The sequence below is a fragment of the Mesorhizobium sp. WSM4840 genome, from assembly GCF_055811755.1.
Genome location: NZ_JBVVQD010000014.1, coordinates 12,793 through 36,773, shown reverse-complemented (window position 1 = coordinate 36,773; position 23,981 = coordinate 12,793). Strand labels below are relative to the sequence as shown.

At 62.1% G+C, this 23,981-nt stretch carries 23 protein-coding genes; 5 read left to right on the top strand and 18 right to left on the bottom strand.

What is annotated here, in order from left to right:
- Positions 1–46: 46 nt before the first annotated feature.
- Positions 47–1,006 (top strand): alpha/beta hydrolase, encoded by a 960-nt coding sequence (locus tag AC0L3I_RS19320; protein WP_473527916.1) that lies wholly within the window; start codon positions 47–49, stop codon positions 1,004–1,006.
- Positions 1,007–1,107: 101 nt separating this feature from the next.
- Here AC0L3I_RS19320 and AC0L3I_RS19315 read toward each other — a convergent pair whose 3' ends face one another.
- The 3 genes from AC0L3I_RS19315 to AC0L3I_RS19305 all read right to left on the bottom strand — a co-directional run bounded on the left by AC0L3I_RS19315 (position 1,108) and on the right by AC0L3I_RS19305 (position 3,384).
- Positions 1,108–2,511, bottom strand: a complete 1,404-nt coding sequence (locus tag AC0L3I_RS19315; RefSeq protein WP_473527915.1) for a DEAD/DEAH box helicase — start codon at positions 2,509–2,511, stop codon at positions 1,108–1,110.
- Between the two features lie 342 nt (positions 2,512–2,853).
- Positions 2,854–3,141: a type II toxin-antitoxin system RelE/ParE family toxin gene (locus tag AC0L3I_RS19310; protein ID WP_473527914.1), complete on the bottom strand. Its 288-nt coding sequence runs from the start codon at positions 3,139–3,141 to the stop codon at positions 2,854–2,856.
- A 6-nt stretch (positions 3,142–3,147) separates the two neighbouring features.
- On the bottom strand, positions 3,148–3,384 hold the full coding sequence (locus tag AC0L3I_RS19305) for a transcriptional regulator (RefSeq protein ID WP_473527913.1): 237 nt from the start codon (positions 3,382–3,384) through the stop codon (positions 3,148–3,150).
- A 196-nt stretch (positions 3,385–3,580) separates the two neighbouring features.
- On the opposite strand from AC0L3I_RS19305, the gene AC0L3I_RS19300 reads away from it, so the two are divergent.
- Complete coding sequence (locus tag AC0L3I_RS19300; protein WP_473527912.1) at positions 3,581–5,113, top strand: acyl-CoA carboxylase subunit beta; 1,533 nt, start codon at positions 3,581–3,583, stop codon at positions 5,111–5,113.
- A 35-nt stretch (positions 5,114–5,148) separates the two neighbouring features.
- Here the strand turns inward: AC0L3I_RS19300 and AC0L3I_RS19295 are convergent, their stop codons facing one another.
- Positions 5,149–7,152, bottom strand: a complete 2,004-nt coding sequence (locus AC0L3I_RS19295) for a hypothetical protein (protein WP_473527911.1) — start codon at positions 7,150–7,152, stop codon at positions 5,149–5,151.
- Positions 7,149–8,672 (bottom strand): NAD(P)H-hydrate dehydratase, encoded by a 1,524-nt coding sequence (locus AC0L3I_RS19290; RefSeq protein WP_473527910.1) that lies wholly within the window; start codon positions 8,670–8,672, stop codon positions 7,149–7,151. The genes AC0L3I_RS19295 and AC0L3I_RS19290 overlap by 4 nt, the downstream gene beginning before the upstream one ends.
- A 378-nt stretch (positions 8,673–9,050) precedes the next feature.
- Here AC0L3I_RS19290 and AC0L3I_RS19285 point away from each other — a divergent pair, with 378 nt between their 5' ends.
- Together AC0L3I_RS19285 and glnA are read left to right on the top strand one after the other, a co-directional pair.
- Positions 9,051–9,389 (top strand): P-II family nitrogen regulator, encoded by a 339-nt coding sequence (locus AC0L3I_RS19285; RefSeq protein WP_095494897.1) that lies wholly within the window; start codon positions 9,051–9,053, stop codon positions 9,387–9,389.
- A gap of 54 nt (positions 9,390–9,443) precedes the next feature.
- Positions 9,444–10,853, top strand: coding sequence for a type I glutamate--ammonia ligase (glnA, locus tag AC0L3I_RS19280; RefSeq protein ID WP_095494898.1), 1,410 nt, complete (start codon positions 9,444–9,446; stop codon positions 10,851–10,853).
- Between the two features lie 170 nt (positions 10,854–11,023).
- Here glnA and AC0L3I_RS19275 read toward each other — a convergent pair whose 3' ends face one another.
- Positions 11,024–12,064 carry a glutamine synthetase beta-grasp domain-containing protein gene (locus AC0L3I_RS19275; RefSeq protein ID WP_473487428.1) on the bottom strand — a complete coding sequence of 347 codons (1,041 nt, stop codon included), beginning with the start codon at positions 12,062–12,064 and terminating at the stop codon, positions 11,024–11,026.
- A gap of 317 nt (positions 12,065–12,381) precedes the next feature.
- Here AC0L3I_RS19275 and AC0L3I_RS19270 point away from each other — a divergent pair, with 317 nt between their 5' ends.
- Positions 12,382–12,576, top strand: a complete 195-nt coding sequence (locus AC0L3I_RS19270) for a DUF2735 domain-containing protein (protein ID WP_473527909.1) — start codon at positions 12,382–12,384, stop codon at positions 12,574–12,576.
- 87 nt (positions 12,577–12,663) lie between these two features.
- Here the strand turns inward: AC0L3I_RS19270 and AC0L3I_RS19265 are convergent, their stop codons facing one another.
- The 12 genes from AC0L3I_RS19265 to rpsK form a co-directional block, all read right to left on the bottom strand.
- Entirely contained in the window at positions 12,664–14,553 is a 1,890-nt protein-coding gene (locus AC0L3I_RS19265; protein WP_473527908.1) for an MFS transporter, read from the bottom strand.
- Between the two features lie 285 nt (positions 14,554–14,838).
- The gene (locus AC0L3I_RS19260; protein WP_473527907.1) at positions 14,839–15,630 is read right to left on the bottom strand and encodes an ATP12 family chaperone protein; all 792 of its coding nucleotides are present in this window, start codon (positions 15,628–15,630) and stop codon (positions 14,839–14,841) included.
- 11 nt (positions 15,631–15,641) lie between these two features.
- A complete protein-coding gene (locus AC0L3I_RS19255; protein ID WP_473527990.1) occupies positions 15,642–16,499 on the bottom strand; it encodes a DMT family transporter in 858 nt (285 codons plus the stop codon).
- A gap of 68 nt (positions 16,500–16,567) precedes the next feature.
- Positions 16,568–17,548 (bottom strand): RluA family pseudouridine synthase, encoded by a 981-nt coding sequence (locus AC0L3I_RS19250; RefSeq protein ID WP_473487424.1) that lies wholly within the window; start codon positions 17,546–17,548, stop codon positions 16,568–16,570.
- A gap of 64 nt (positions 17,549–17,612) precedes the next feature.
- The gene (locus AC0L3I_RS19245) at positions 17,613–17,951 is read right to left on the bottom strand and encodes a DUF190 domain-containing protein (protein ID WP_287342270.1); all 339 of its coding nucleotides are present in this window, start codon (positions 17,949–17,951) and stop codon (positions 17,613–17,615) included.
- Entirely contained in the window at positions 17,948–18,334 is a 387-nt protein-coding gene (gene crcB / locus AC0L3I_RS19240; protein ID WP_473487423.1) for a fluoride efflux transporter CrcB, read from the bottom strand. Before crcB (AC0L3I_RS19240) ends, AC0L3I_RS19245 begins: the two co-directional genes overlap by 4 nt.
- A 110-nt stretch (positions 18,335–18,444) precedes the next feature.
- Positions 18,445–18,834, bottom strand: coding sequence for a fluoride efflux transporter CrcB (crcB, locus tag AC0L3I_RS19235; protein WP_473487422.1), 390 nt, complete (start codon positions 18,832–18,834; stop codon positions 18,445–18,447).
- A gap of 79 nt (positions 18,835–18,913) precedes the next feature.
- Positions 18,914–20,224 (bottom strand): replication-associated recombination protein A, encoded by a 1,311-nt coding sequence (locus AC0L3I_RS19230; RefSeq protein ID WP_473527906.1) that lies wholly within the window; start codon positions 20,222–20,224, stop codon positions 18,914–18,916.
- 51 nt (positions 20,225–20,275) lie between these two features.
- Positions 20,276–21,763 (bottom strand): DegQ family serine endoprotease, encoded by a 1,488-nt coding sequence (locus AC0L3I_RS19225; protein ID WP_473527905.1) that lies wholly within the window; start codon positions 21,761–21,763, stop codon positions 20,276–20,278.
- A gap of 192 nt (positions 21,764–21,955) precedes the next feature.
- A complete protein-coding gene (gene rplQ, locus AC0L3I_RS19220; RefSeq protein WP_023799277.1) occupies positions 21,956–22,387 on the bottom strand; it encodes a 50S ribosomal protein L17 in 432 nt (143 codons plus the stop codon).
- 39 nt (positions 22,388–22,426) lie between these two features.
- Positions 22,427–23,437 (bottom strand): DNA-directed RNA polymerase subunit alpha, encoded by a 1,011-nt coding sequence (locus AC0L3I_RS19215; RefSeq protein WP_023799278.1) that lies wholly within the window; start codon positions 23,435–23,437, stop codon positions 22,427–22,429.
- 102 nt (positions 23,438–23,539) lie between these two features.
- A complete protein-coding gene (gene rpsK, locus AC0L3I_RS19210; RefSeq protein ID WP_023799279.1) occupies positions 23,540–23,929 on the bottom strand; it encodes a 30S ribosomal protein S11 in 390 nt (129 codons plus the stop codon).
- Positions 23,930–23,981 lie beyond the last annotated feature (52 nt).

Here is a 23,981-nt window from a genome sequence, read left to right as displayed (position 1 = left end):
ATAGGTTGCAGATTGTTGCGTGGAGTCTGCGAAGGGGCGACGGATCGTGCTTGCGGTATTGGGTCTCGCCGTCATTCTTGTCCTGGCCTTCGCGCTTGGCCCGCGCATCCAAGCCGACACCACGATCCGCTTCGATCCTTCCGTGATCGGCGATGATCCACAAGCTTATCTGGCACGCAAGGAGGCTGCCGTACCGGGCGTCTACTACGGGCTGGAGAAGGAGATCATCTGGGCCAATCCGATGGTTCACGCCAGGACGCCGCTGTCGATCGTCTATATCCACGGCTTTTCGGCGTCGAAGGGCGAGGTTCGTCCGCTGCCGGACGAGGTGGCCGACCAGCTCGATGCCAATCTTTACTACACCCGCCTCACCGGCCACGGACGGGGCGGTGCCGCAATGGCGGACGGCAGCGTCAACGCCTGGATCAACGACTATGAGGAAGCTCTCGCCATAGGCCGGGCGATCGGCGACAAGGTGATCGTCATCGCCACCTCGACCGGCGGCTCGCTGGCAGCCTGGGCTGCGACGCAGCCGGGCGCATCGGACGGAGTGGCGGCAATCGCGTTCATCTCGCCGAATTTCGGCGTCAAGGCTTCCGGCGCCGAACTTCTGACCATGCCGTGGGGCCGAGAGATCGCCGAGTTGGTCGCCGGCAAGGAGCGCAGCTTCGTGCCACGCAATGCGCTGCACGAGAGATTCTGGACCTACCGCTATCCGATCGCCGCGACCCTGCCGATGGTGGCGCTGACCGAGCTTGCCTATGGCGCGCCGGTGGAGAAGGCGACCATCCCTGCCCTCTTCATCTTTTCGGATTCGGACAAGATCGTGCGGCAAGACCGCACCCGCGAAATCGCCGGGCGCTGGGGCGCCGCGCACGAACTGGTGCCGGTCGACGATACCGGCGATCGAGACAACCACGTCATTGCCGGTGACGCGCTGTCGCCAGCAACCACAGCTTTCCTCGCGCAGCGCATTGTCGTGTGGGTACAGGCGGTGGTGAAGTAGATCTCAGGCGAAAAAGGCGACCGAAGCATCGCTCCGATCGCCTTTTTCAATTGTGAGCAGCCGAGCCGAGCCCGACAGGCTCGGCCGGCTGCACTATCTGATTACGCAGCCCGCGCCGCTGGCCGCTTGCCGCCGAAACGACGCTTGTTGTTGCCCTTGAAGGGCTTGGCGCCTTCCGGCTTACGCTCGCCGGCGAAGGCCTCGCCGAAGCGCTTCTTGCCGAAGCCGTTGTTCTGGCCACCGGGACGCCTGCCGTCGCGACGGCCATTGCGGTCGTTGGCCGGCTCGAAGCTGCGCTCGTTCTTTTCGGCGGGATTGCGCTGCGGATCGGGGCTGCCGAGATGGTCGGCAACAATCGGCAGCTTGGTGCGGATGATACGCTCGACCTGGCGCAGCTTGCTGTTCTCGGACGGGTCGCAAAGCGTGATGGCGATGCCGTCCATACCGTTACGACCGGTGCGGCCGATGCGGTGGACATAGCTCTCCGCCTCGTCCGGCAGGTCGAAATTCACCACGTGGCTGATGCCGGGCACGTCGATGCCGCGCGCCGCGATATCGGTCGCCACAAGAATACGCACCGAACCCTCGCGGAAATCATTCAGCGCCTTCTGGCGGGCGTTCTGCGATTTGTTGCCATGGATGACGGCGGCCTTGAAGCCGTCGCGCTCGAGGTCCTTGGTCACCCTGTCGGCGCCATGCTTGGTGCGCGAAAAGATGATGACGGACTTCATGGCGTCGTCGGCGAGCATCGTCGACAGCACCTGGCGCTTCTGCTTGGTACGGGCAAAGACGACGCCCTGCACGATCTCGGCCGCCGCAGTGCTGTGAGGCGCCACTTCGACGCGGATCGGGTTCTTCAGCAGACCCTTGGCCAGTTCGGCGATTTCGGCCGGCATGGTCGCCGAGAACAACACCGTCTGACGGTCCGGCGCGGTCGCCCTGGCGATGCGCTTGACGTCGTTGATGAAGCCCATGTCGAGCATGCGGTCGCCCTCGTCCAGCACCAGCCATTTGGTGTCGGCAAGCACGAGATCGCCCTCACGCACCAGGTCGGTCAGCCGGCCGGGTGTGGCAATAAGGATGTCGACGCCGGGAGCAATCTTTTTCACCTGGCTGAAGCGCGAGACGCCGCCAAGCACGAGTGCTGTCGAGACATGCGCGCCCTTGGCGAGCAGCTTGATCATCTCTTCGATCTGCACGGCGAGTTCCCGCGTCGGCGCCAGGATCAGCGCGCGAGCGGTCTTCGGCCGGCGCTTGGTGCCGAGCGCGATGATCTTCGACAGGATCGGCAGCGCGAACGCCGCAGTCTTGCCCGATCCGGTCTGGGCGATGCCGAAAATGTCACGGCCTTCCAGCTGCGGCGGGATCGCCTGCGCCTGGATCGGCTTCGGATCGGTGAAGCCGGCGCCATGGGTGGCCTTGAGCAGCGCGCCCGTAATTCCAAGTGCTGCGAAACCTGAAAGTTCCCCAGTGTCCTTGCCGGTCAAAGTGTTTTCGTTGGTCAAAATATTCTTCTTTCACGCGGCTCCTGGCCGCAAACATCGATGGCGGCAGGGCGCAACAACCTGCCGTCGAAAAAACTGTCATGAAACGACAAGGCGTCGGACGTTATCGTCCGCACGGCTGCGCTGTCGTGCCCGCAGGCATCATGCCACGGGGCTTTTCGCCGCCTTGCCGATATGTCGGAAAGAGGGAAAACAGACGCAACCAGTCTCATTCGTCGAGAAGGCCGGATGGTCCCGGCCCAAGCGCCTATGTCGCCGCATATGGCCCAGTTCGCCGCGAAATGCAAGGGGCGTCATGTTGCAGCGCAACAAAAACAGCCAGGAGCAGCAGTGGACGTCAACTTAAACTTCGTCCGGCCATTCCCTCGCCCCATGCTGGACGAATAGAACTTCTATTTGAGTGTCTTTCACGCGATACGCGACGACGTAGGGTGTGCCGGAAATCACCAGTTCACGAGTGCCTTTGATCTCACCGATGCGCCCGATAAACGGATTGGCAGACAACAGCCGAGCAGTCTTTGAATGAATATCATTGACGACACGGGCGGCAGCACGTGGGTTGTGTTGGCCGATATGGTCGCCGATTGATGCAAGCTCGATCAGATAATGTCGGGTCCAGACAATCCGCACAGACCTTTATGCCCGACTGTATTTGTTGAGAACCGCCGTAATCTCTTCTTCGCTTGCGAAGTCCTCACGGTCGGCGGCCTCGATTCCCGCCTGGACACCGGCGATCCATTTTTCCTGCCAAGCCAGAGAACGGCCGTGCGACAGCGCATCCTCAATGATCTGATCGCGAGTCAAAGTGGACCGTGAGGCCAGCATGTCGATCCGGCGGCTCAAATCCTCGGATATTTCAATGTCGTTCTTCATAGCTCTAGTCTGCCATATCAGGCGAATGCCTGCCAAGAAGTTTCGCCGCGGGAGAGCCAGCCATGGGGCACCGGCGTATCGAGACCGGAGGCAAAAGCGCGGCCAGTATTGCGCAGCAAAAGCCGTGACGAAAGCAGAGCTTGCGCTCCCCTGTCGCCATGATACCACAAATCAGCTTCCATTTGGGGATCGACCGATGAAGGACGTGCTGAAGGAACTCGAGCGCCGCCGCGATATGGCGCGCATGGGCGGCGGCCAGGCCCGCATCGACGCCCAGCACAAGAAGGGCAAGCTCACCGCGCGCGAACGCATCGACGTCTTTCTCGACGAGGGTTCGTTCGAGGAGTTCGACATGTATGTCGAGCATCGCTCGACCGATTTCGGTATGGAGAAGACCAAGATCGCCGGCGACGGCGTCGTCACCGGCTGGGGTACCGTCAACGGCCGCCCGGTCTATGTCTTCGCCAAGGATTTTACTGTGTTCGGCGGCTCCCTGTCCGAGGCCCACGCCGAAAAGGTGGTCAAGGTGCAGGAGATGGCGTTGCGCAACCGCGCGCCGATCATCGGCCTCTACGACGCCGGCGGCGCTCGCATCCAGGAAGGCGTGGCAGCACTTGGCGGCTATGCCGAGATCTTCCAGCGCAATGTGCTCGCCTCCGGCGTCATCCCGCAGATTTCACTGATCATGGGCCCTTGCGCCGGCGGCGACGTCTATTCGCCGGCGATGACTGACTTCATTTTCATGGTTCGTGACACCTCATACATGTTCGTCACCGGGCCGGACGTGGTGAAGACGGTCACCAACGAGACGGTGACTGCCGAGAGCCTCGGCGGCGCCTTCGTCCACACGACCAAGTCCTCGATCGCCGATGGCGCCTACGACAATGACGTCGAGGCGTTGCTGCAGATGCGCCGGCTGGTCGATCTGCTGCCTGCCTCCAACACGGCTGATATCCCCGAGATCGAATGCTACCAGTCGGTCACCGATCACGATTTGTCGCTCGATCGACTGATCCCTGACAACGCCAACAAACCCTACGACATCAAGGAGTTGATCCTTAAAGTTGCCGATGAGGGTGACTTCTTCGAGATCCAGCAGAATTTTGCGAAAAACATCGTCACCGGTTTCGGGCGCGTCGAGGGCCGCACGGTCGGCTTCGTCGCCAACCAGCCGATGGTGCTGGCCGGCGTGCTCGATTCGGACGCCAGCCGCAAGGCGGCGCGGTTCGTGCGCTTCTGCGACTGTTTTTCGATTCCGATCGTCACCTTCGTCGACGTTCCAGGCTTCCTGCCCGGTACCGCGCAGGAATATGGCGGGCTGATCAAGCACGGCGCCAAGCTCTTGTTCGCCTATGCCGAAGCGACGGTCCCGAAGATCACCGTCATCACCCGAAAGGCCTATGGCGGCGCTTATGACGTGATGGCGTCAAAGCATCTGCGCGGCGACATGAACTATGCCTGGCCGTCGGCGCAGATCGCGGTGATGGGCGCTAGGGGCGCGGTCGAGATCATCTATCGCAAGGACATCGGCGATGCGGAGAAGATCGCAGCGCATACAAAGGCTTACGAGGATCGCTTCCTGTCGCCCTTCGTCGCCGCCGAGCGCGGCTATGTCGATGAGGTGATCATGCCGCATTCGACCCGCCGCCGCATTGCGCGCGCGCTCCGCATGCTGCGCAACAAGGATATGCAGAACCCCTGGAAGAAGCACGACAACATTCCGTTGTGAGACGCTGATGTCGCGAAAGCGACCACAGCAAAAGCTCACTCCGCTTCCGCCGCGCCAGACCCCGCCCACATGGTGGCGCGGACAGCGCCCGCCCAGGGTGTGGCATGATTGTCGATGCGCATCTGGAAGATAAAATAGGTCGGCGAGCAGAAGCCGATACCTTTCACCTTGCCGATACCAGGCGTATCGGGCGGCAGCGATTGGCACATATAATCCTCGCGGCAGAAATGATCGGCCGAGCAGGCCGGCCTGTTGCCGCGATTAACGGCGCCGCCGAGGCACTGGTCGAAATTGTTGGTCGCCACGCAAATGTCGAATTTTTTCCCGCCGACGAGCCCGCAGATCTCGTTCGGCATCGGCTTGCCCGGCTTGAAGCCGGCAAAAGCACGATCCTTGTCATTGCAGCCGCGATAGGCGATGCCGGCCGGCACGCCGATCTTCGGCGGCCGGCAAGTGTAGGCGGTGCGCGAAATATCGGTGGCGAAGGCCGCGAATTGGCCTGATATGATGTAGCGGTCTTTGAAAGGCTGCGCCGGGTTGCTGGCGATCGAGCCGGTCAGACATGGATGGCCGGAGAACATCTTTTCGCTGTGCTTGGGCAACAGGCATTGCGCCAGTTTCATCCGCACGCCCGATGCAGTCGCTAGCACCGTGCAGACGGTGCCGCCGCCGCATTGCCAGCCCGCAGCGAAGTGCTTTGCGTCCTCCGGCATCAGACACGGCATCGCCACCTCGGCCGGCAGATAGGCGACCTCGCCGGCGTCCTGCCATGCGGCCGGCGGCGCGAAGGACAGCGGGCGGAGGCGGTTCGGCTCCTTGCCCTCGACGGTCGCGCGCAGCCACGCTTCGCGCCGCGGTATCTCGGCGTGGAGATGCGGCGAGATGCCGACTTCGATGCGGTTCAGCGGCGATGTGGTCTTGTCGTCGAGGCCGATGAAATGGAAACCGGCGGTCGAACCCGCCTGATGGCAACCCTGGCAGGCGCCATTATCCAGCCGCTCGACCAGCGCTTCCGGCGTGCGCACCAGCTTCAGTGCGGAATAGTCGAGCCCAGAAAAATCCGCGGGCTGGAACAGCGGCGTGAACGGGTGATTGGCCTGCCTTGCGCTGCCGAAAGTCGACCACGAAATGACCTTCTTCGCCAGGAATTCATCGGGGATTTCATAGACGCCGAGATCGACCGCCGCGAGATTGGAGCTGATATAGTCGGCAAGTTTTGCTTTCAGAGCGGCGTTTTCCGAGAGCAGCGCCACATCCGGCGTGTTTTCCAGCGGCTTTTCGCTGACCGTTTCTCCATCGACGCCGAAAATCCGCATGAGATAGGCGGCCTGCCCGCCGAATTCGGTCTCCTGGCCGGAGGGGAAGCGCACCACCTGGGCGTTGAGCTCGAGCTGCTTGAAGGTCAGCCCGGCCTTCTCCAGCGGCCCGCCGATGAGCCAGCCGGTATCGACGGTCTCGTCGAGCTGCGGCGTCCAGCGCCCGGCAACGCCGACGCAGCCGCCGTCGGCGTCCGGCGCGGCGCTGTAGATAGCATTGAAGTTGAACGGCAGGCGCGAGGCCAGAACCTTGCCGTTTTTCTTGAAGCTGTAGGCAAGGCGATAGATGAAACGCACCTCGCCGCAGCGCCCGTCGCCTCGTATATCGGCGAAATCACGCCGATCGAGCCGGTTGACGACACCGACCAGCCGGAAACGGGCGGCGTCGGTCTTCAGCCAGCGCATGTCCATGATGCGGCCGACATTGCCGTCGGTGACTTCGTAGAGCGGCCGCCCGCCAGCCTTCATCTCGGCCCGCAGCGCGGCGACATCGCCGGCAACCGTTTCGACGATCTGGTGATAAGCAGGCGTCTTGTCATAGAGCGCCTTCAGGTCGCCCCCGCCATCGACGCCAAAAATGCCGGCGAAGCCAAAACCCTTGGTGTCGAGGGCGGCAAGCAAGGCCGGATCGTCGACGATCATCACCGGACCTTCGGCGCGCGCGAGGTTGGCTAGGAAGAGGCTGACGAAAATCACAGCGATCAAGGCGAGCCGACGGTTCATTCAGCGGTCATCCCGTGGCGATTTTCGACAAGCTCGCGCAGCACCGGCACCAGCAAGTCTTCGGCGATCAGCCCAGGCCCGAAACGGCTGCCGGCCTCGGCATGGATCCAGACCGCCGCGCAGGCGGCTTCGAAAGCCGGCATGCCTTGCGCCAGGAAGCCGGCGATGATGCCCGACAGCACGTCGCCCGAACCAGCTGTGGCCAGCCATGGCGCGCCGTTGCCGTTGATCGCCGCCCTGCCATCGGGCGCCGCGATCACCGTGTCCGCGCCCTTGTAGACGACGATGGCGCCGGCGCGCGCGGCGGCAGAGCGCGCCTTGGCCAGCTTGGACAGGTTCTTGTCTCCGGCGATGTCCGGAAACAGCCTGGCGAATTCGCCCTCATGTGGCGTCAGCACCAACGCCGGTGCGTTCGGGCGGCGGGCGGCTTCGAACAAAACGTTGGGCGTATCGCGAAACGCAGTGATGCCATCGGCATCGAGCACCAGCCCGTCGACCCTGCCGTCTGGCCGTTGTCCGGCGGCCAGTACGCCGAGGGCAAAATCGCGTGTTTTTTCGCCGACGCCAAATCCGGGTCCGAGGACGAAAGCCGACGGCCGGCGGTCGCCGATGAATTCCTGTACGTCCGCGATGGTGTCGGCCTTGCGCAACATGATCGAAGTCAAATGCGCGGCATTCACCTGCACCGCATTCGCCGGCGACAGCACGGTCACCGCCCCTGCCCCGCTTCTGGCCGCGGCAAGCGCCGACAGCCGTGCCGCACCCGTCGCAGATGGCCCGCCCGAAAAAACGCCGACATGGCCGCGCCTGTATTTATGCGCGTCGACGACTGGAATCGGGAAACTTTCTAACCAAAGCGGCGGGGTGTTCTCGAAGGTCCGCGGTTCAAGCTGCGCAATGATCCTATCGCCGATGCCGATGTCGGTAAGCACGAGTTCGCCGCACATCTCGCGCCCAGGCAACAGCAGATGGCCGGGCTTTTTTCGCGCGAACGTCACCGTGATTCGGGCGCGGAATGCCTGGCCGAGAATCTGGCCGCTCTCTCCGGACACGCCTGAGGGCAGATCGACCGCGACGACAGGCAGGTTCAGTTCTGTCGCAACTTCGACCGCCCTGGCGGCATCACCGGACAGCGGCTTGGACAGCCCTGCCCCATAAAGCGCATCGACCAGGATCGCTCCTGTCTCGGCGGCAAATTCCGACAGCGGCCGAGGCCTGACGGGGCATTCCGAAGCGGCGAGCGCCGCGTCGCTGCCGGCTTTGGCCGAGCCGGATGCCCACGTCAAGACGTCGATGGCGCTGTCCTGAAGAATGCGGGCGACGACATATCCGTCGCCGCCATTGTTGCCCGCCCCGCACAACACGTGGACGCGCCTGGCAGCCGGAAAATGGGCGAGCACCACCGCAGCGACCGCGGCACCTGCATTGCGCATCAGGCCAATGCCGTCGAGAGGTCCGGCGGAGATCGTCAACCGGTCGGCCTCAGCCATTTCGGCCGGAGACAAAATTTCATTGTTCATGGATGCCGATCCGCATTGGCTCAAGCCCGATCCTTGTGGTCAAAACATTGTCCAGTTTTCGGTTCGAAGCAAACGGTGATGAGGTGGCACAATCCATAAGCACATCTTGGGGACAATGGCTTCGTCGAAGCACAAATGCTCACGAAATGCTCTGTCTGCCCAATTATTGTGCGGACGAAAGCGCCGACAATGTGTAGGTTCCCGGTATCCATGACGCATCCAACGCAGCGAATGACGCGAATTTACCCCCCAACGCGGCATGGCATCGAAATCGCGTGATACCGCTTCGAATCCCCTCAAATTGGCACAATTCGTGCTTGAAGGAGGCGCAAGCGGGGCTCACAACCCGTCTTTTTGGCAGTGGAGGCCATTTTTTACATGAAAAAGATCGAAGCGATCATCAAGCCGTTCAAGCTAGACGAAGTGAAGGAAGCGCTTCAGGAGGCCGGGCTGCAAGGCATCACCGTTACGGAGGCCAAGGGTTTTGGCCGCCAGAAGGGCCATACCGAACTCTATCGCGGCGCTGAATATGTCGTGGATTTTCTGCCCAAGGTGAAAATCGAGGTCGTGCTCGGCGACGAGGCGGTCGAAGGCGCGATCGAAGCCATTCGCAAGGCGGCCCAGACCGGCCGCATCGGCGACGGCAAGATCTTTGTCTCCAACATCGAGGAAGTCGTGCGCATCCGCACCGGCGAAACAGGGATGGACGCGGTCTGAGCTTTCTGATTTCAGATCATTTCCTCGAAACGTCATCAGACAGGGAAACATGACATGACGACAGCCAAAGACATCATGAAGCAGATCAAGGACAACGACGTTAAATTCGTTGATCTGCGCTTCACCGATCCGAAGGGCAAGCTGCAGCACGTGACGATGGATGTCGTCGAGGTCGAGGAAGACATGTTTGCCGACGGCGTCATGTTCGATGGGTCCTCCATCGCCGGCTGGAAGGCGATCAACGAGTCCGACATGGTGCTGATGCCCGATACCGAGACGGTGCATATGGATCCGTTCTTCGCGCAGTCGACCATGGTCATCCTGTGCGATATCCTCGACCCGATCTCCGGAGAATCCTACAACCGCGACCCGCGCGGCACCGCCAAGAAGGCCGAAGCCTATATGAAGGCGGAAGGCATCGGCGATCAGATCTTCGTCGGCCCGGAAGCCGAGTTCTTCGTGTTCGATGACGTCAAGTACAAGGCCGACCCGTACAACACCGGCTTCAAGCTCGACTCCACCGAATTGCCGTCCAACGACGACACCGACTATGAGACCGGCAACCTCGGTCACCGTCCGCGCATCAAGGGCGGCTATTTCCCGGTGCCGCCGATCGACTCGGCGCAGGACATGCGCTCGGAGATGCTGACCGTGCTCGCCGAAATGGGCGTGCGGGTCGAAAAGCATCACCACGAAGTGGCCGCTGCCCAGCACGAACTCGGCATCAAGTTCGACACGCTGGTCCGCAACGCCGACAAGATGCTGATCTACAAGTACGTCGTGCACCAGGTCGCCAATGCCTACGGCAAGACGGCCACCTTCATGCCGAAGCCGGTCTTCGGCGACAACGGCTCGGGCATGCACGTCCACCAGTCGATCTGGAAGGAAGGCAAGCCGACCTTCGCCGGCAATGAATATGCCGGCCTCTCGGAGAGCTGCCTGTTTTACATCGGCGGCATCATCAAGCACGCCAAGGCGATCAATGCTTTCACCAACCCGCTGACCAACTCCTACAAGCGCCTGGTCCCGGGCTATGAAGCGCCGGTGCTGCTCGCCTATTCGGCCCGCAACCGTTCTGCCTCCTGCCGCATCCCATTCGGCTCGTCGCCGAAGGCCAAGCGCGTCGAGGTCCGCTTCCCCGATCCCGGCGCGAACCCCTACCTCGCCTTTGCCGCCATGCTGATGGCCGGCCTCGACGGCATCAAGAACAAGATCCATCCCGGCCAGCCGATGGACAAGGATCTCTACGACCTGCCGCCGAAGGAACTGAAGAAAATCCCGACCGTCTGCGGCTCGCTGCGCGAAGCCCTTCAGAGCCTCGACAAGGACCGCGGCTTCCTGAAGGCCGGCGGCGTGTTCGACGACGACCAGATCGACAGCTATATCGAGCTCAAGATGGCCGAAGTGATGCGCTTCGAAATGACCCCGCATCCGGTCGAGTACGACATGTATTATTCGGTCTGACCGGATCGGCTAAGCGACAAACAAAACCCCGCCGGAGCGATCCTGCGGGGTTTTGTTTGGGATGGAGAAAATACTCAATCGAGCAGTTGGTGTAGTCGCCCTTGGCAAACGCCGACGCGACGAGGAGCAGTCACGACGCAGACACTCAGGTCCGCACCGTGACTACATGTTCAAGCGGCAGCCGAAACCTGGGCGCTGGTCGGGACGGAGGCGATCGTCTTCAGGATCTGCGAGGCGATCTGGTAGGGGTCGCCCTGCGAGTTCGGGCGGCGATCCTCGAGATAACCCTTGTAGCCGTTGTTAATGAAGGAATGCGGCACACGGATCGAGGCGCCGCGGTCGGCAATGCCATAGCTGAACCTGTTCCACGGCGCGGTCTCATGCTTGCCGGTCAAACGCTTGTCGTTGTCCGGGCCGTAGACGGCGATGTGATCCATCAGGTTCTTGTCGAAGGCGGCCATCAGCGCCTCGAAATAGTCCTTGCCGCCGACCTCGCGCATATAGGCGGTCGAGAAATTGGCGTGCATGCCGGAACCATTCCAGTCGGTGTCGCCGAGCGGCTTGCAGTGGTATTCGATGTCGATGCCGTATTTCTCGGTGAGGCGCTGCATCAGGTAGCGGGCCATCCACATCTGGTCGGCGGCCTTCTTGGAGCCCTTGCCGAAAATCTGGAATTCCCACTGGCCCTTGGCCACCTCGGCGTTGATGCCTTCATGGTTGATGCCGGCGGCAAGGCAGAAGTCGAGATGCTCCTCGACGATCTGCCTGGCGACGCTGCCGACGTTGCTGTAGCCGACGCCGGTGTAGTACGGGCCTTGCGGCGCAGGGTAACCGCTCTCGGGGAAGCCGAGCGGGCGGCCGTCCTTGTAGAAGAAATACTCCTGCTCGAAGCCGAACCAGGCGCCCTCGTCGTCGAGGATGGTTGCGCGCTTGTTGGATGCATGCGGCGTCATGCCGTCCGGCATCATGACTTCGCACATGACGAGCACGCCGTTTGTGCGCGCAGGGTCCGGATAGATGGCGACCGGCTTCAGCACGCAGTCGGACGAGTGGCCTTCGGCCTGCATGGTCGAGGAACCGTCGAAGCCCCACAGCGGAAGCTGGTCGAGCGTCGGGAACTCGGCATATTCCTTGATCTGCGTCTTTCCACGAAGGTTGGGAACCGGGGTGTATCCATCGAGCCAAATGTACTCGAGCTTGTATTTCGTCATTCTAGCCTCTCGTTGCTTTGATCACCGAACCTTGGACGGCGCTGGCGTGCCAGCCACCCTGCAGCCGACCTGCCGGACTATTAAAAAGCAATTCGTGTGCCATTCTCGCCGGCAAGGATGCGGCAGAAGTGACGCCGGATCCCGACAAAATTCATTGCGCCGTCACCGCAATGCGTCCGGATCAATCACAAGCACATTTCGCACAAATAATAGGCAACTACTGATCTTTTCGTAATCATGTTGCCTAACTGGATTGCAGAACCTATGTTCGGGAAAGATTGAATCGGCAAGGCTCTGCAGAAGAAGGGAGACCGACAATGGAAATCACTCCTACCCGTCAGTCGGCCAAAATCCTGATGTTCCCGGCGGCAGCGCGCGCTTCTGCCTCAAATTTAAGCGGAAAGGCTAAGTTCGCGGCAGAACTTGCTTCATTGCGCAACCGTACGGATTTCGGAAGCGGCTGGTATCACGAAGCGGCCATCGAGGAAGAAAAACAGGACCGGAAGAGCTAAACCTTTCGTCCGCATCGCTTTTGACGAATTGCAAAGCCCGGCGCGATCACTCGCGCCGGGCTTTTCATTTTTGCTGTCAGGCGAGGATCAGGTCTTGGCGTGCAAGTCCGTTCCCAGCGTATCCTTGACAAAGATCATACCGATGACCAGCGACATCGCCGCGATCACCACCGGATACCAGAGGCCGTAATAGATATCGCCGCTGTAGGCGCTGAGCGCGAACACCGTCGCCGGCAGCAGGCCGCCGAACCAGCCATTGCCGATGTGATAGGGCAACGACATGCCGGTATAGCGGATGCGTGTCGGGAACATCTCGACCAAGATCGCGGCGATCGGTCCGTAGACCATGGTCACGTAAAGGACCAGGACGAACAGGATGCCGATGACCTTTGCCCAGTTGACCTGTTCAGGGTCGGCAAACATCGCAAAGGCGCCTGCTGCCGGGACGCTGTAGACGGTGACCTCAGGCGCTCCCGCCGCGGCCTCGTCGGCCGTCAGCAGCTTGTCCTTGATCGCCTGGTCGGCCGCAACCGTCGTCTTGTCGCCGGCGCGGATTGCGGCGGCGTCGAGCTTCAGTTCCGGATTGGCCGCGACGAAGGCGTCAAGCTTCTGGTCGGCGACCTTGGCCGCAGCACGCTTCAGCGGATAGCCGCCGTCCTGCAAAGCAATGTTGATTGCCTTCTTGAACGCGGAGTCGCTTGAAGCTGCCTTGTCTGCGGCTGCCACGGCATCATAGGACGCCACCGTTTCGTTGCCGATCTTGACGCTGGCCGCGGTGCCCGCTGCCGCTGTCGTGACAATGTCATAGGGGACGGAGCTCTTGGCAAGGAAATCCGTCGCAATATCGCACGACGTGAGAGGCTTGCGCGTTCCGGTTGGATTGAACTGGAACTTGCAGTCGCCAGGCGCAGCGGTAATCGTCGCACGGGTGTTTTGCTGCGCAGTGGCGAGCGCCGGGTTGGCTGCCCAGGTCAGCGCCTTGAACAGCGGGAAGGTGGTGACGATCGCCAGCGCCAGGCCCGCCATGATGATCGGCTTGCGGCCGATCTTGTCGGAGAGCCAGCCGAACACGACGAAGAAGATCGTGCCGAGCGCCAGCGCGATGGCGATCATGATGTTGACAGACTGGCCGTCGACCTTGAGCACGTTCTGCAGGAAGAACAGCGCGTAGAATTGGCCGTTGTACCAGACCACGGCCTGGCCGGCAGTAAGGCCGAGAAGCGCCAGAATGGCGATCTTGGCATTTTTCCATTGGCCGAATGCTTCCGTCAGCGGCGCCTTGGAACCCTTACCTTCGTCCTTCATCCGCTGGAATGTCGGCGATTCGGCAAGCGACAGGCGAATCCAGACCGAAATGCCCAGCAGGATCGCCGAAACCAGGAACGGAATGCGCCAGCCCCACTCCGCGAAGTCTTCCTTGCTCAGTGAATTCTGCACGGTCAGGATGACGATCAGCGACAGGAACAGGCCGAGCGTGGCTGTCGTCTGGATCCACGACGTGTAGAAGCCACGACGGTCGTCGGGAGCGTGCTCGGCGACGTAGGTCGCGGCACCGCCATACTCGCCACCGAGCGCCAGGCCTTGCAGCATGCGCAGCGCAACCAGGATGATCGGCGCCGCGATGCCCCAACTGGCCGCGCCAGGAAGTATGCCGACCAGGAAGGTCGACAGGCCCATGATCAGGATGGTGACGAGAAAAGTGTATTTGCGGCCGACGAGATCGCCGATGCGGCCGAACACCAGCGCACCGAACGGGCGCACGAGGAAGCCTGCGGCGAAAGCCAGCAGCGTGAAGATGTTGCGCGTTGTTTCGGGATATTGCGTGAAGAACGCAGCGCCGATCGCGGCCGCCAAAGTGCCGTAGAGATAAAAATCATACCATTCGAAAACGGTGCCGAGTGAGGAAGCGAAGATGACTTTCTTCTCTTCCCGCGTCATGCCGCGGCTTGCTCTGCCGGCGGTCGCTGCCATTGCCATGAATTTGTCCTCCCGTGACATCTCGCTGTGCTTGATGCTGCGCGGTGTCGTGCCTAGACACGAACTCGGGCAGCAATCGCCGCGAGAAATGACAGAAAGCGCCGCCCAGAGGCAGCCCGCCTTTGGGATTATGACTTTGGTCCAATGCATCGGCCCGAAGATCGGAATCGATCTTCGGAAAGCATGATGCATAGATTCAAGGTGTTAGAGCGTACTTTGCACGTCCAACTGGAACGCACGTCGCTCTAATGGGCAACACGAAACGAATGAGGGCGGTGATTGTGGTCAGCCCTTGAGCGCCTCGAGAAGGCCGACGGCGGCCATCATGTCGCGCTTGCGGTGGGCACGGCGGGCGACGGCCTCCGCGTCATGGCCCCAGTGCTCGGCCTGCCAGTCCTCGTCGACATGGCCGGCAGTCCAGGCGGCGTCGCCGTCGATCTCGCCGAACTCGACGGCCAGCGCCAGCAGAGCCGATCCTGTCAGCGACGTCATGACGTGGATGGCCGCCAGCCGCAGCGGGTCGGCACGCTGGGCAAGATGAACCCCGAGCACCGCAATGCTCTCGCGCGGCTGCTCGACATGGATCACCCCTTCGGCGAGGTGAAACCGGGCGCCGAGCGCGCTCCGCGCCCAGTCGATGATGGGATCCCAATGTTCGTTCTGACGGTCGACCAGCCCTTGTGGGGCGTCGGCGCGATAGCAGAGCAGGTCGGACGAGGCGAAGCGCAGGATGTCCTCCAGCACCGCCTGCGGGTCACTGGCGACGCCGTCGATGGCCGTGTTGACCAGACGCATGACCGGCATCGTCATCGGATTGATGGTCTCACCTTGCGCAGCGAACTCGTCGGCGACCAGCGCGGCCGCTTTTTCGGTCGGCAGCACCAGCAGCGCCTTGCCCGGCGTGCGAACCGGCTTGCCATCGAGATGAACGGCAAAACCAGCTTCGGCCGGTGCGACCGAGACGGCTTTGTAGAAGCGTTTCGGCAGGTGCGTCTTCATCTGGATCTGGGCACGGCGTACCGGATCCGGATCGGAGAGCTGCTTTCCCGCTTCGAGGTCGTTGAGAATATCGCGCATGCCGGAGCCTTTCATCCGGGGATCTGTTTTCGGGCCGGCCGATTCACAATGATCAGGCCGGCTGCGATGAGGCCGAGTGCCAGGAAAATACGAATGGTCAGCGGCTCGTTCAAGAAGATGGCGCCGCACAGCACGCCGAACACCGGCGACAGGAAGGTGAAGCTCGACAGGCCCGACGCCGGATAGCGCCGCAGCAGCCAGAACCACAGCACATAGGTGAAGGCGACGATGTAGACCGCCTGAAAAAGCAGAGCCAAGGTCGGCAACGCGGCGAAGTCGCGGACAGGCGGCCCGGCAAAAGGCGCCACCAAGGCGCCGACCACGGCAGCGCCGGCCAATTGGTAGAGCAGCAATTTCTCGGCGCTCGTTTCCGCCAATTTCGTCCGCTTGATGACGATGTAGGTCAATGCCCAAAGAATGCCGGCGCCAAGACTGAGCAGGTCACCGGTCAATGTCGCACCATAATCGGCGCTCAACTGGTCGGAAAACACCGCGACCAGGCCAGCGAATGCGAGCAGAAGTCCGACGAGCCGGCGCACGGTGATGCGTTCGCCCAGCAGGAAATGCCCGCCGACCAATACCCAGAACGGCATGGTGTTGACCAGCAAGGTGTTGCGCGCGACGGTCGTCTGTTCGAGCCCGACATAGAGAAACAGGAACTCGAGACCAAAAAGCGCACCTGCCAGAATGCCGGCGACAAGCGTTCCGTCGCGGGTAAAAAGCACAATACCGCGCCAGCGGCAGCAGGCGAGAACGCACAGCCCGCCAATGATCGACCGCGCAATCGACAGGAAAACGGGATCATAGCCGGCATAGGAGATCTTGGCAGCGACGTAGTTCAGCCCCCAGGAAAAGGTCAGTCCGACCATGATGGCGGCGGCCGCTATGTCGACCCTGTCGCGGCGGTCGAGTGTATCGGTGGCGATACCCACTGGACCTAGTCCTCCGCGCTGGCCTCGTCGAAGCCGATCAGATTCCAGCTCTGGCGCATATGCGGCGGCATCGGTGCGGTGACGTCGATAAGACCCTTGTCGGGATGCGGGATGACGATGCGGCGCGCGTGCAGGTGCAAGCGGTTCTGCATGCCGCCGGGAAAATCCCAATTGGTGTCGGCCTCGAAATATTTGGGGTCGCCGATGATCGGGCAGCCGATGTGAGCGGCATGGACGCGAAGCTGGTGGGTACGGCCGGTATAGGGTTCCATTTCCAGCCAGGACAGGGTCTGCGCCGCCTGTTCGACGATCCGGTAATAAGACACCGCGTGGTCGGCACCCTTTTCGCCATGCTTGGCGACGCGAACGCGGTCGCCGTCGGGTGTCGGCTCCTTGATCAGCCAGGTCGAGATCTTGTCCTCGCGCTTCGGCGGCACGCCCTTGACCAGCGCCCAATAGGTCTTCTTGGTCTCACGCGCCCGGAACGCCTCGGCAAGTTTCATGGCGGCGAGCCTGGTGCGGGCGACGACCAGCACGCCTGACGTGTCGCGGTCGAGCCGGTGCACCAGACGCGGTTTCTCGCCCTTCTGGTTGCGCCAGGCTTCCAGCATGTCGTCGACATTGCGGGTGACACCCGAGCCACCCTGAACGGCAAGGCCTGCAGGCTTGTTGAAGACGAAGACTTTCGGATCTTCATGGATCAGCATCTTGGCCAGAACGTCGGCGTCGCCCTGGTTGCGGATCGAGTGACCGGTGAGCGGGCTCTCGCCCTTCTTGTCCACTTCGAGCGGCGGGATGCGGACCATCTGGCCCGGCTCGACGCGGGTATCAGCCTTCACCCTGCCACCGTCGACACGGATCTGGCCGGAACGCAGCAGTTTTTGCAGATGGCCGAAGCCAAGACCCGGAAAATGGGTCTTGAACCAGCGGTCGAGCCGCATACCCGCCTCGCCGGCCTCTACCGTGATCTGTTCAACGCCTGCCATAATTCCAATCGCCGTTTCGCTGGCATGCAACGGCATTCACCGGCACCCGCAACCTCACACTCGATCATTCGTTATCGGTTCCATATTGCAGAACCTGAACTTTCTCCAGTGTGATCAAACCACTTGTCATGATTGTTTCAAGGACGGGCAGGAAAGCGGCTATCTTTTCCTCGTCATCGACGATCTCGATCACAAGGGGCAGATCCTCCGACAGACGGAGGATCTTCGAGGTGTGAAGCCGGCTGGAATGGCCGAACCCCATCGCCCCGCGCAGGACGGTAGCGCCGGCAATCTGCATTTCGCGGGCCTTCAGCACAATCGCCTCATACAGCGGACGGCCGTCTGCCCTGTCGTTCTCGCCGATGAATATGCGCAGCAACTGCGCCTGTCTTGGTATCTTCATTGCCTGGATCCTCTCAGCCGGTTGAGGCGCACTGCAAGGATGTGGCCAAGCCAGACGGCGGCAAGCCACGTTACCACGGAGATCGCGATATTGGCCGCAGCCGCCATAAGCTTCCCGCTTTGCGCGAGGGTGAGCGTTTCAAGGCTGAAGGCGGAGAAGGTTGTCAGGCCACCGCAGAAGCCGGTCATGAAGAACTGGCGCTGCAACGGGCTGGCGAAGACGCGGCCATCCGGCCCCGTCAATGTCGCATAGAAGCCGATGAGGAATGAGCCGACAATATTCACGAGGAGCGTGCCGAATGGGAATCCATTGCCCCACAGGGCAGTGCTCGTCAGCGAGGCAAGCGCCCGCAGCACGCCGCCAATCATGCTGCCTGCGGCCACGGTCGCATAGATCCGAACCGCTTCGTTCGTTTTGCGCCAGCTAATAAGGCGCGCCGCATGCTCTGCTGCGGCGGTGTCCGTCCCGCCGGAGCGGAGCTTCCGCGGGCTGCTCATGGCGCCCCACTGCCAATCAGAAGACTTCCTGCGGCAAAGCCCAGCGTCACACCACCGAGGCTCAGAAAGACCGAAAGCAGCACATTGCCGCCGGCGCGCAGCCATTCGCCCTCGCGCGCCAGTGCCAGCGTCTGCTGGCTAAAGGAGGAAACCGTGGTGTAGCAGCCGAGGCCGCCGGTTGCGGCAAAGGCCCAGATGGCGGGCATGCTGTCGCGCGCCACCGCATGCGCAACGACACCGATCGCAAATGCCCCCGAAACGTTGACGACCATAGTGCCCCAGGGAAAGGTCTCGCCGACCCGGCGGGCGACGAAGCCGGACAGGAAGAAGCGGGCCATTGCGCCGATCGCGCCGCCAAGACAGACAAGCAACAGATGATACGTCATGCTCCCTCCTGCCGGTCAAGCTACGGTGTCAGGCACCTCGGGCCTTCTTGGTCTCAAGAGACCGCAGGGCCGCGCGAGCCTACTTTTGCCGCTCGCCGCGCAGCTTCGCCCAATAGTCGAGCCGTTTCCTGATATCACGCTCGAAACCGCGCTCGGGCGGATCATAGAATGTGCGGCGGCCCATCTTTTCCGGAAAATAATCCTGTCCGGAAAAAGCGTCCGGCTCGTCGTGGTCGTAACGGTAGCCGGCGCCGTAATCTTCTTCTTTCATCAGCTTGGTCGGCGCGTTGAGGATGTGTTTGGGCGGCAGCAGCGAGCCGAAGTCCTTCGCCGCCTGTGTGGCGGCCTTGAACGCGGTGTAGACGGCATTGGATTTGGGCGCGCTGGCGAGATAGACGGTGGCCTCGGCGAAGGCGAGCTCGCCCTCTGGCGAGCCCAGGTAGTCGTAGGCATCCTTGGCCGCATTGGCGATGACCAGCGCCTGCGGGTCGGCCAGCCCGATATCCTCCATCGCCATGCGCACTAGCCGGCGGCCGAGATAGAGCGGATCCTCGCCGGCGTCGAACATACGGGCGAGATAATAGAGGGCGGCGTCCGGGTCGGAGCCGCGCACCGATTTGTGCAGTGCCGAGATCAGATTGTAGTGGCCGTCCTGGCCCTTGTCGTAGATCGGCGCCCGGCGCTGGACGATGCGCTGCAGGCCCTCGGCGCCGAACACCTCGCCTGACTTGGCGGCGCGCCAGACCTCTTCGGCCAGCGTCAGCGCCGCGCGGCCATCGCCATCGCTCATGCGGATGAGCATCGCCCTCGCCTCGTCGTCGAGCGGCAGCGCCCTGCCCTCGGTCTCCTCGGCACGCGCCAGCAGTCTTGCGATGCTGTCCTCACTGAGCGAATGGAAGACCAGCACGCGCGCGCGGGATAGAAGCGCCGCGTTCAGCTCGAAGGACGGGTTCTCGGTTGTGGCGCCAACCAGCACGACGGTGCCGTCTTCCATGACAGGCAGAAAACTGTCCTGCTGGGCGCGGTTGAAGCGATGGATCTCGTCGACGAAGAGCAGCGTCTGACGGCCGTTGGAGCGGCGCAGCTTCGCCGCCTCGAACACTTTCTTCAGGTCGGCGACACCGGAAAACACCGCCGATATCTGTTGGAAGGCAAGGCTGGTTTCGCCGGCAAGCAGCCGCGCGACCGTGGTCTTGCCCGTCCCGGGCGGCCCCCAGAAGATCATCGAGCCGAGCGAGCCAGAGCCGATCAGCCGCGTCAGTGCGCCGTCGGGCCCGGTCAGATGCTCCTGGCCAACGACCTCGCCGAGGTTCTTCGGGCGCAGCCGGTCGGCCAGCGGCCTGCCGGGCGGCGCCTTTTCCGGTTCATCGACACTGAACAGATCGGCCATGCACTTCGTTTCGTTGGAGCGCGATCTCGTCCGAAGGATCGACGCTCGGGCTCAGTAACGCAACACCTGGCGCAGTATCTGCCCGCCGCGCTCGACGGTAAAGCGCCACCAGCGCGTCTCTTCCATGGCTGCCTGTTCCAGGGTCGCGGCGGTATCGATGGTCAAGCCATTGACCTCGCGAACGATGTCGCCCGGCTGGAACCCGAAATCGGCTGCGGGCGAACCCCGATTGATGTCGACCACCGTAACACCCTTGACATCGGCACGCATGCCGAGCCGCTGGGCGAGCCGGGGCGACAGTTCCGCAACCTTGGCACCGGAAAACGGGCTGCGACCGCGCAGTGTCACTTCCGCGAGTTTTGCACCTTCCGGCGCGCGCTCCAGCGCAATCTCCATCGTCGCTTGCTGGCCTTTGCTGAGGACGCCGAAGCTGGCATTGGTGCCGATCGACAGCGTCGCCATCCGGTAATCCAGCGCCTCGATACTCTCGACCGGCGTGCCGTTGAGCGACAGCACGACATCGCCGGGCTTGAGCCCCGCCGTGGCCGCCGGCCCTGCTTCTTCGACGGTCGAAACCAGCGCCCCGGTCGGGGTCTCCAGACCGAGCGATTCGGCGATCTGCGGCGTCACGCGCTCGAATTCGGCGCCGATATAGGGCCGCTCGAAGAAGTCGCGCCCGGCCTTGGCCGCATCGGCAAACGCGCGAACCATGTTGGAGGGAATAGCAAAGCCGATGCCGATCGAGCCGCCGCTGCGGCTGTAGATCGCCGTGTTGATGCCGACCAGTTGGCCACCCATGTTGATCAGCGCACCGCCGGAATTGCCGGGATTGATCGCGGCGTCGGTCTGGATGAAGAAACTGGAATCGGAAACGCCGATGTGGCTGCGGGCAAGCGCCGAAACGATGCCGCTGGTGGTGGTCTGGCCGACACCGAAGGGATTGCCGATGGCCAGCAACAGGTCACCAACCTCGAGCGCGTCGGAATCGCCGATGGCGACGACCGGAAATGGCTTGTCGGAGGAGATCTTGAGCACAGCGAGGTCAAGCGTCTCGTCCTTGAGCAGCATCTTGCTGTCGAATTCACGCCCGTCCGCGGTGGCGACCTTGACCTGATCGGCGTCCTTGATGAGGTGGAAATTGGTGACCACTATGCCTGTCGGATCGACCAGCACGCCGGAGCCGAGCGAGGACTGCGCACGCGGCTGCGAACGGCCGAAGAACTCTTCGAAGAAAGGATCGCCGTCGAAGGGCGACCTCAACTTGGCCGTTTGCGAGGCATAGACATTGACCACGGCTGGCGCCGTCTGCTTGACCAGCGGCGCGAAGGACAGTTGCATCTCCTCGCGGCCGAACGGCACGCGCTTGTCTGGACCGGAGGTGGCATTTTCGCCTTCGGCGCCGCGCAGCATGTCGGTCAGCACATCGGACAGACCGGGATCGGCCTTGGTGTCCTGAGCCAGCGCCTGCCTGGCCGCCGGCACGACTGCCAGCGCCATCAAGGCGCAGAGTAGAACAAGGGACAGCCGTTTTACGCGCATTCCGAATCCTCCGGGTCGGGCGCCATTGTCCCGACGATTGTGCAAAATGAAAGGCTAAGGCAATGAAATCGAATTATTCTCGAGGAAAAGACATGAGCTGAGTCAAGAAAATCGCCGCAATGCTCCGTACCGCTTCCAGAATGCACAAAAGGGCCCGCAGGCCCTTTTGAACTCTTTCAAGCAAACCGAAGCTTATGCGGCTGCGGCTTCCTCGTCGGTGCCTTCTGCCTCGATGCGGGCACGGTCGCCGGCGCCCTTGGCCGAGGTATCGCGATCGACGAACTCGATGACCGCCATGGCGGCATTGTCGCCGTGGCGGAAGCCCGCCTTCATAATGCGCAAATAGCCGCCGTTGCGAGTGGCGTAGCGCGGCGCGATCGTGTCGAACAGGCGCTTGACGACGCCTTCATTGCCGATCTGGGCAATCACCTGGCGGCGGGCATGCAGATCGCCGCGCTTGCCGAGCGTCACCAGCTTCTCGACGATCGGACGCAGATCCTTCGCCTTCGGCAAGGTGGTGAGGATCTGCTCATGCTCGATGAGCGATACGGCAAGGTTGGCAAACATCGACTTGCGATGGCTTATGCTGCGGGCGAACCGGCGGCCTTTAAATCCGTGGCGCATGGCTCTTCTCCTTCATTCCGGGTTCAAGAGGCCACAGCCTCAATATTGATCTTCGTAACGCTTGGCGAGGTCTTCGATGTTTTCCGGCGGCCAATCCGGCACTTCCATGCCGAGGTGCAGGCCCATCGCCGCCAGGACTTCCTTGATCTCGTTCAGCGACTTGCGGCCGAAGTTCGGGGTGCGCAGCATCTCGGCTTCGGTCTTCTGGATCAGGTCGCCGATATAGACGATGTTGTCGTTCTTCAGGCAGTTGGCCGAACGCACCGAAAGCTCGAGCTCGTCGACCTTCTTGAGCAGCGCCGGGTTGAAGGCAAGCTCGGTCACCTGTTCGGCGGCGACTTCCTTCTGCGGCTCGTCGAAATTGACGAACAGGCCAAGCTGGTCCTGCAGGATGCGGGCGGCGAAAGCCACCGCGTCCTCGCCCGAGATCGAACCGTCGGTGTCGATCGTCATGGTCAGCTTGTCATAGTCGAGAACCTGGCCCTCACGGGTGTTCTCGACCTTGTAGGAAACCTTCTTGACCGGTGAGTAGAGGCTGTCGACCGGGATGAGGCCGATCGGCGCGTCTTCGGCGCGATTGCGGTCGGCCGGCACATAGCCCTTGCCGGTATCGACGGTGAACTCCATGCGGATTTCAGCGCCCTCGTCCAGCGTGCAGATGACGTGGTCGGGATTGAGGATCTCGACGTCGCCGACCGTCTGGATGTCGCCGGCGAGAACGGCGCCCGGTCCCTGCTTGCGCACGACCATGCGCTTGGGGCCGTCACCTTCCATGCGGATGGCGATTTCCTTGATGTTCAAGACGATATCGGTCACGTCCTCGCGCACGCCGGCGATGGACGAGAATTCATGCAGAACGCCGTCGATCTGCACGGCGGTCACAGCCGCGCCACGCAGCGAAGACAGAAGCACGCGACGCAGCGCATTGCCGAGGGTAAGCCCAAAGCCGCGCTCGAGCGGCTCGGCGACCAGCGTGGTCAGCGTCTTCTTCTTCGACGAAAACTCGATCTTGTTCGGCTTGATCAGTTCCTGCCAATTTTTCTGGATCATGATGCTTTCCTTCCGTTGACCCGCCACCATCCAATCGTGGCGGGCGACCTGGAATGCCGTGGAGGAACGCTACTGGGCGTTCGCGCGGCGTTCGGTAATTCTTTAGACGCGGCGCTTCTTGCGCGGGCGGCAGCCATTGTGCGGAATCGGCGTCACATCACGGATCGAGGTGATGGTGAAGCCGGCTGCCTGCAGCGCACGCAGCGCCGATTCACGACCGGAGCCGGGTCCGCAGACCTCGACCTCGAGCATGCGCATGCCGTGTTCCTGGGCCTTCTTGGCAACGTCCTCGGCAGCCATCTGGGCGGCAAACGGGGTCGACTTGCGAGACCCCTTGAAGCCCTGGGCTCCCGCCGACGACCAGGCAATCGAATTGCCCTGCGCGTCGGTGATGGTGATCATCGTGTTGTTGAAGGTCGAGTTGACGTGGGCAACGCCCGACGAAATATTCTTGCGTTCGCGACGGCGAACACGTGTGGCTTCCTTGGCCATGATGGTCCTTTCAGTTGATCTCTACACCGCCGTAATGCCAGCGGCTCCACCA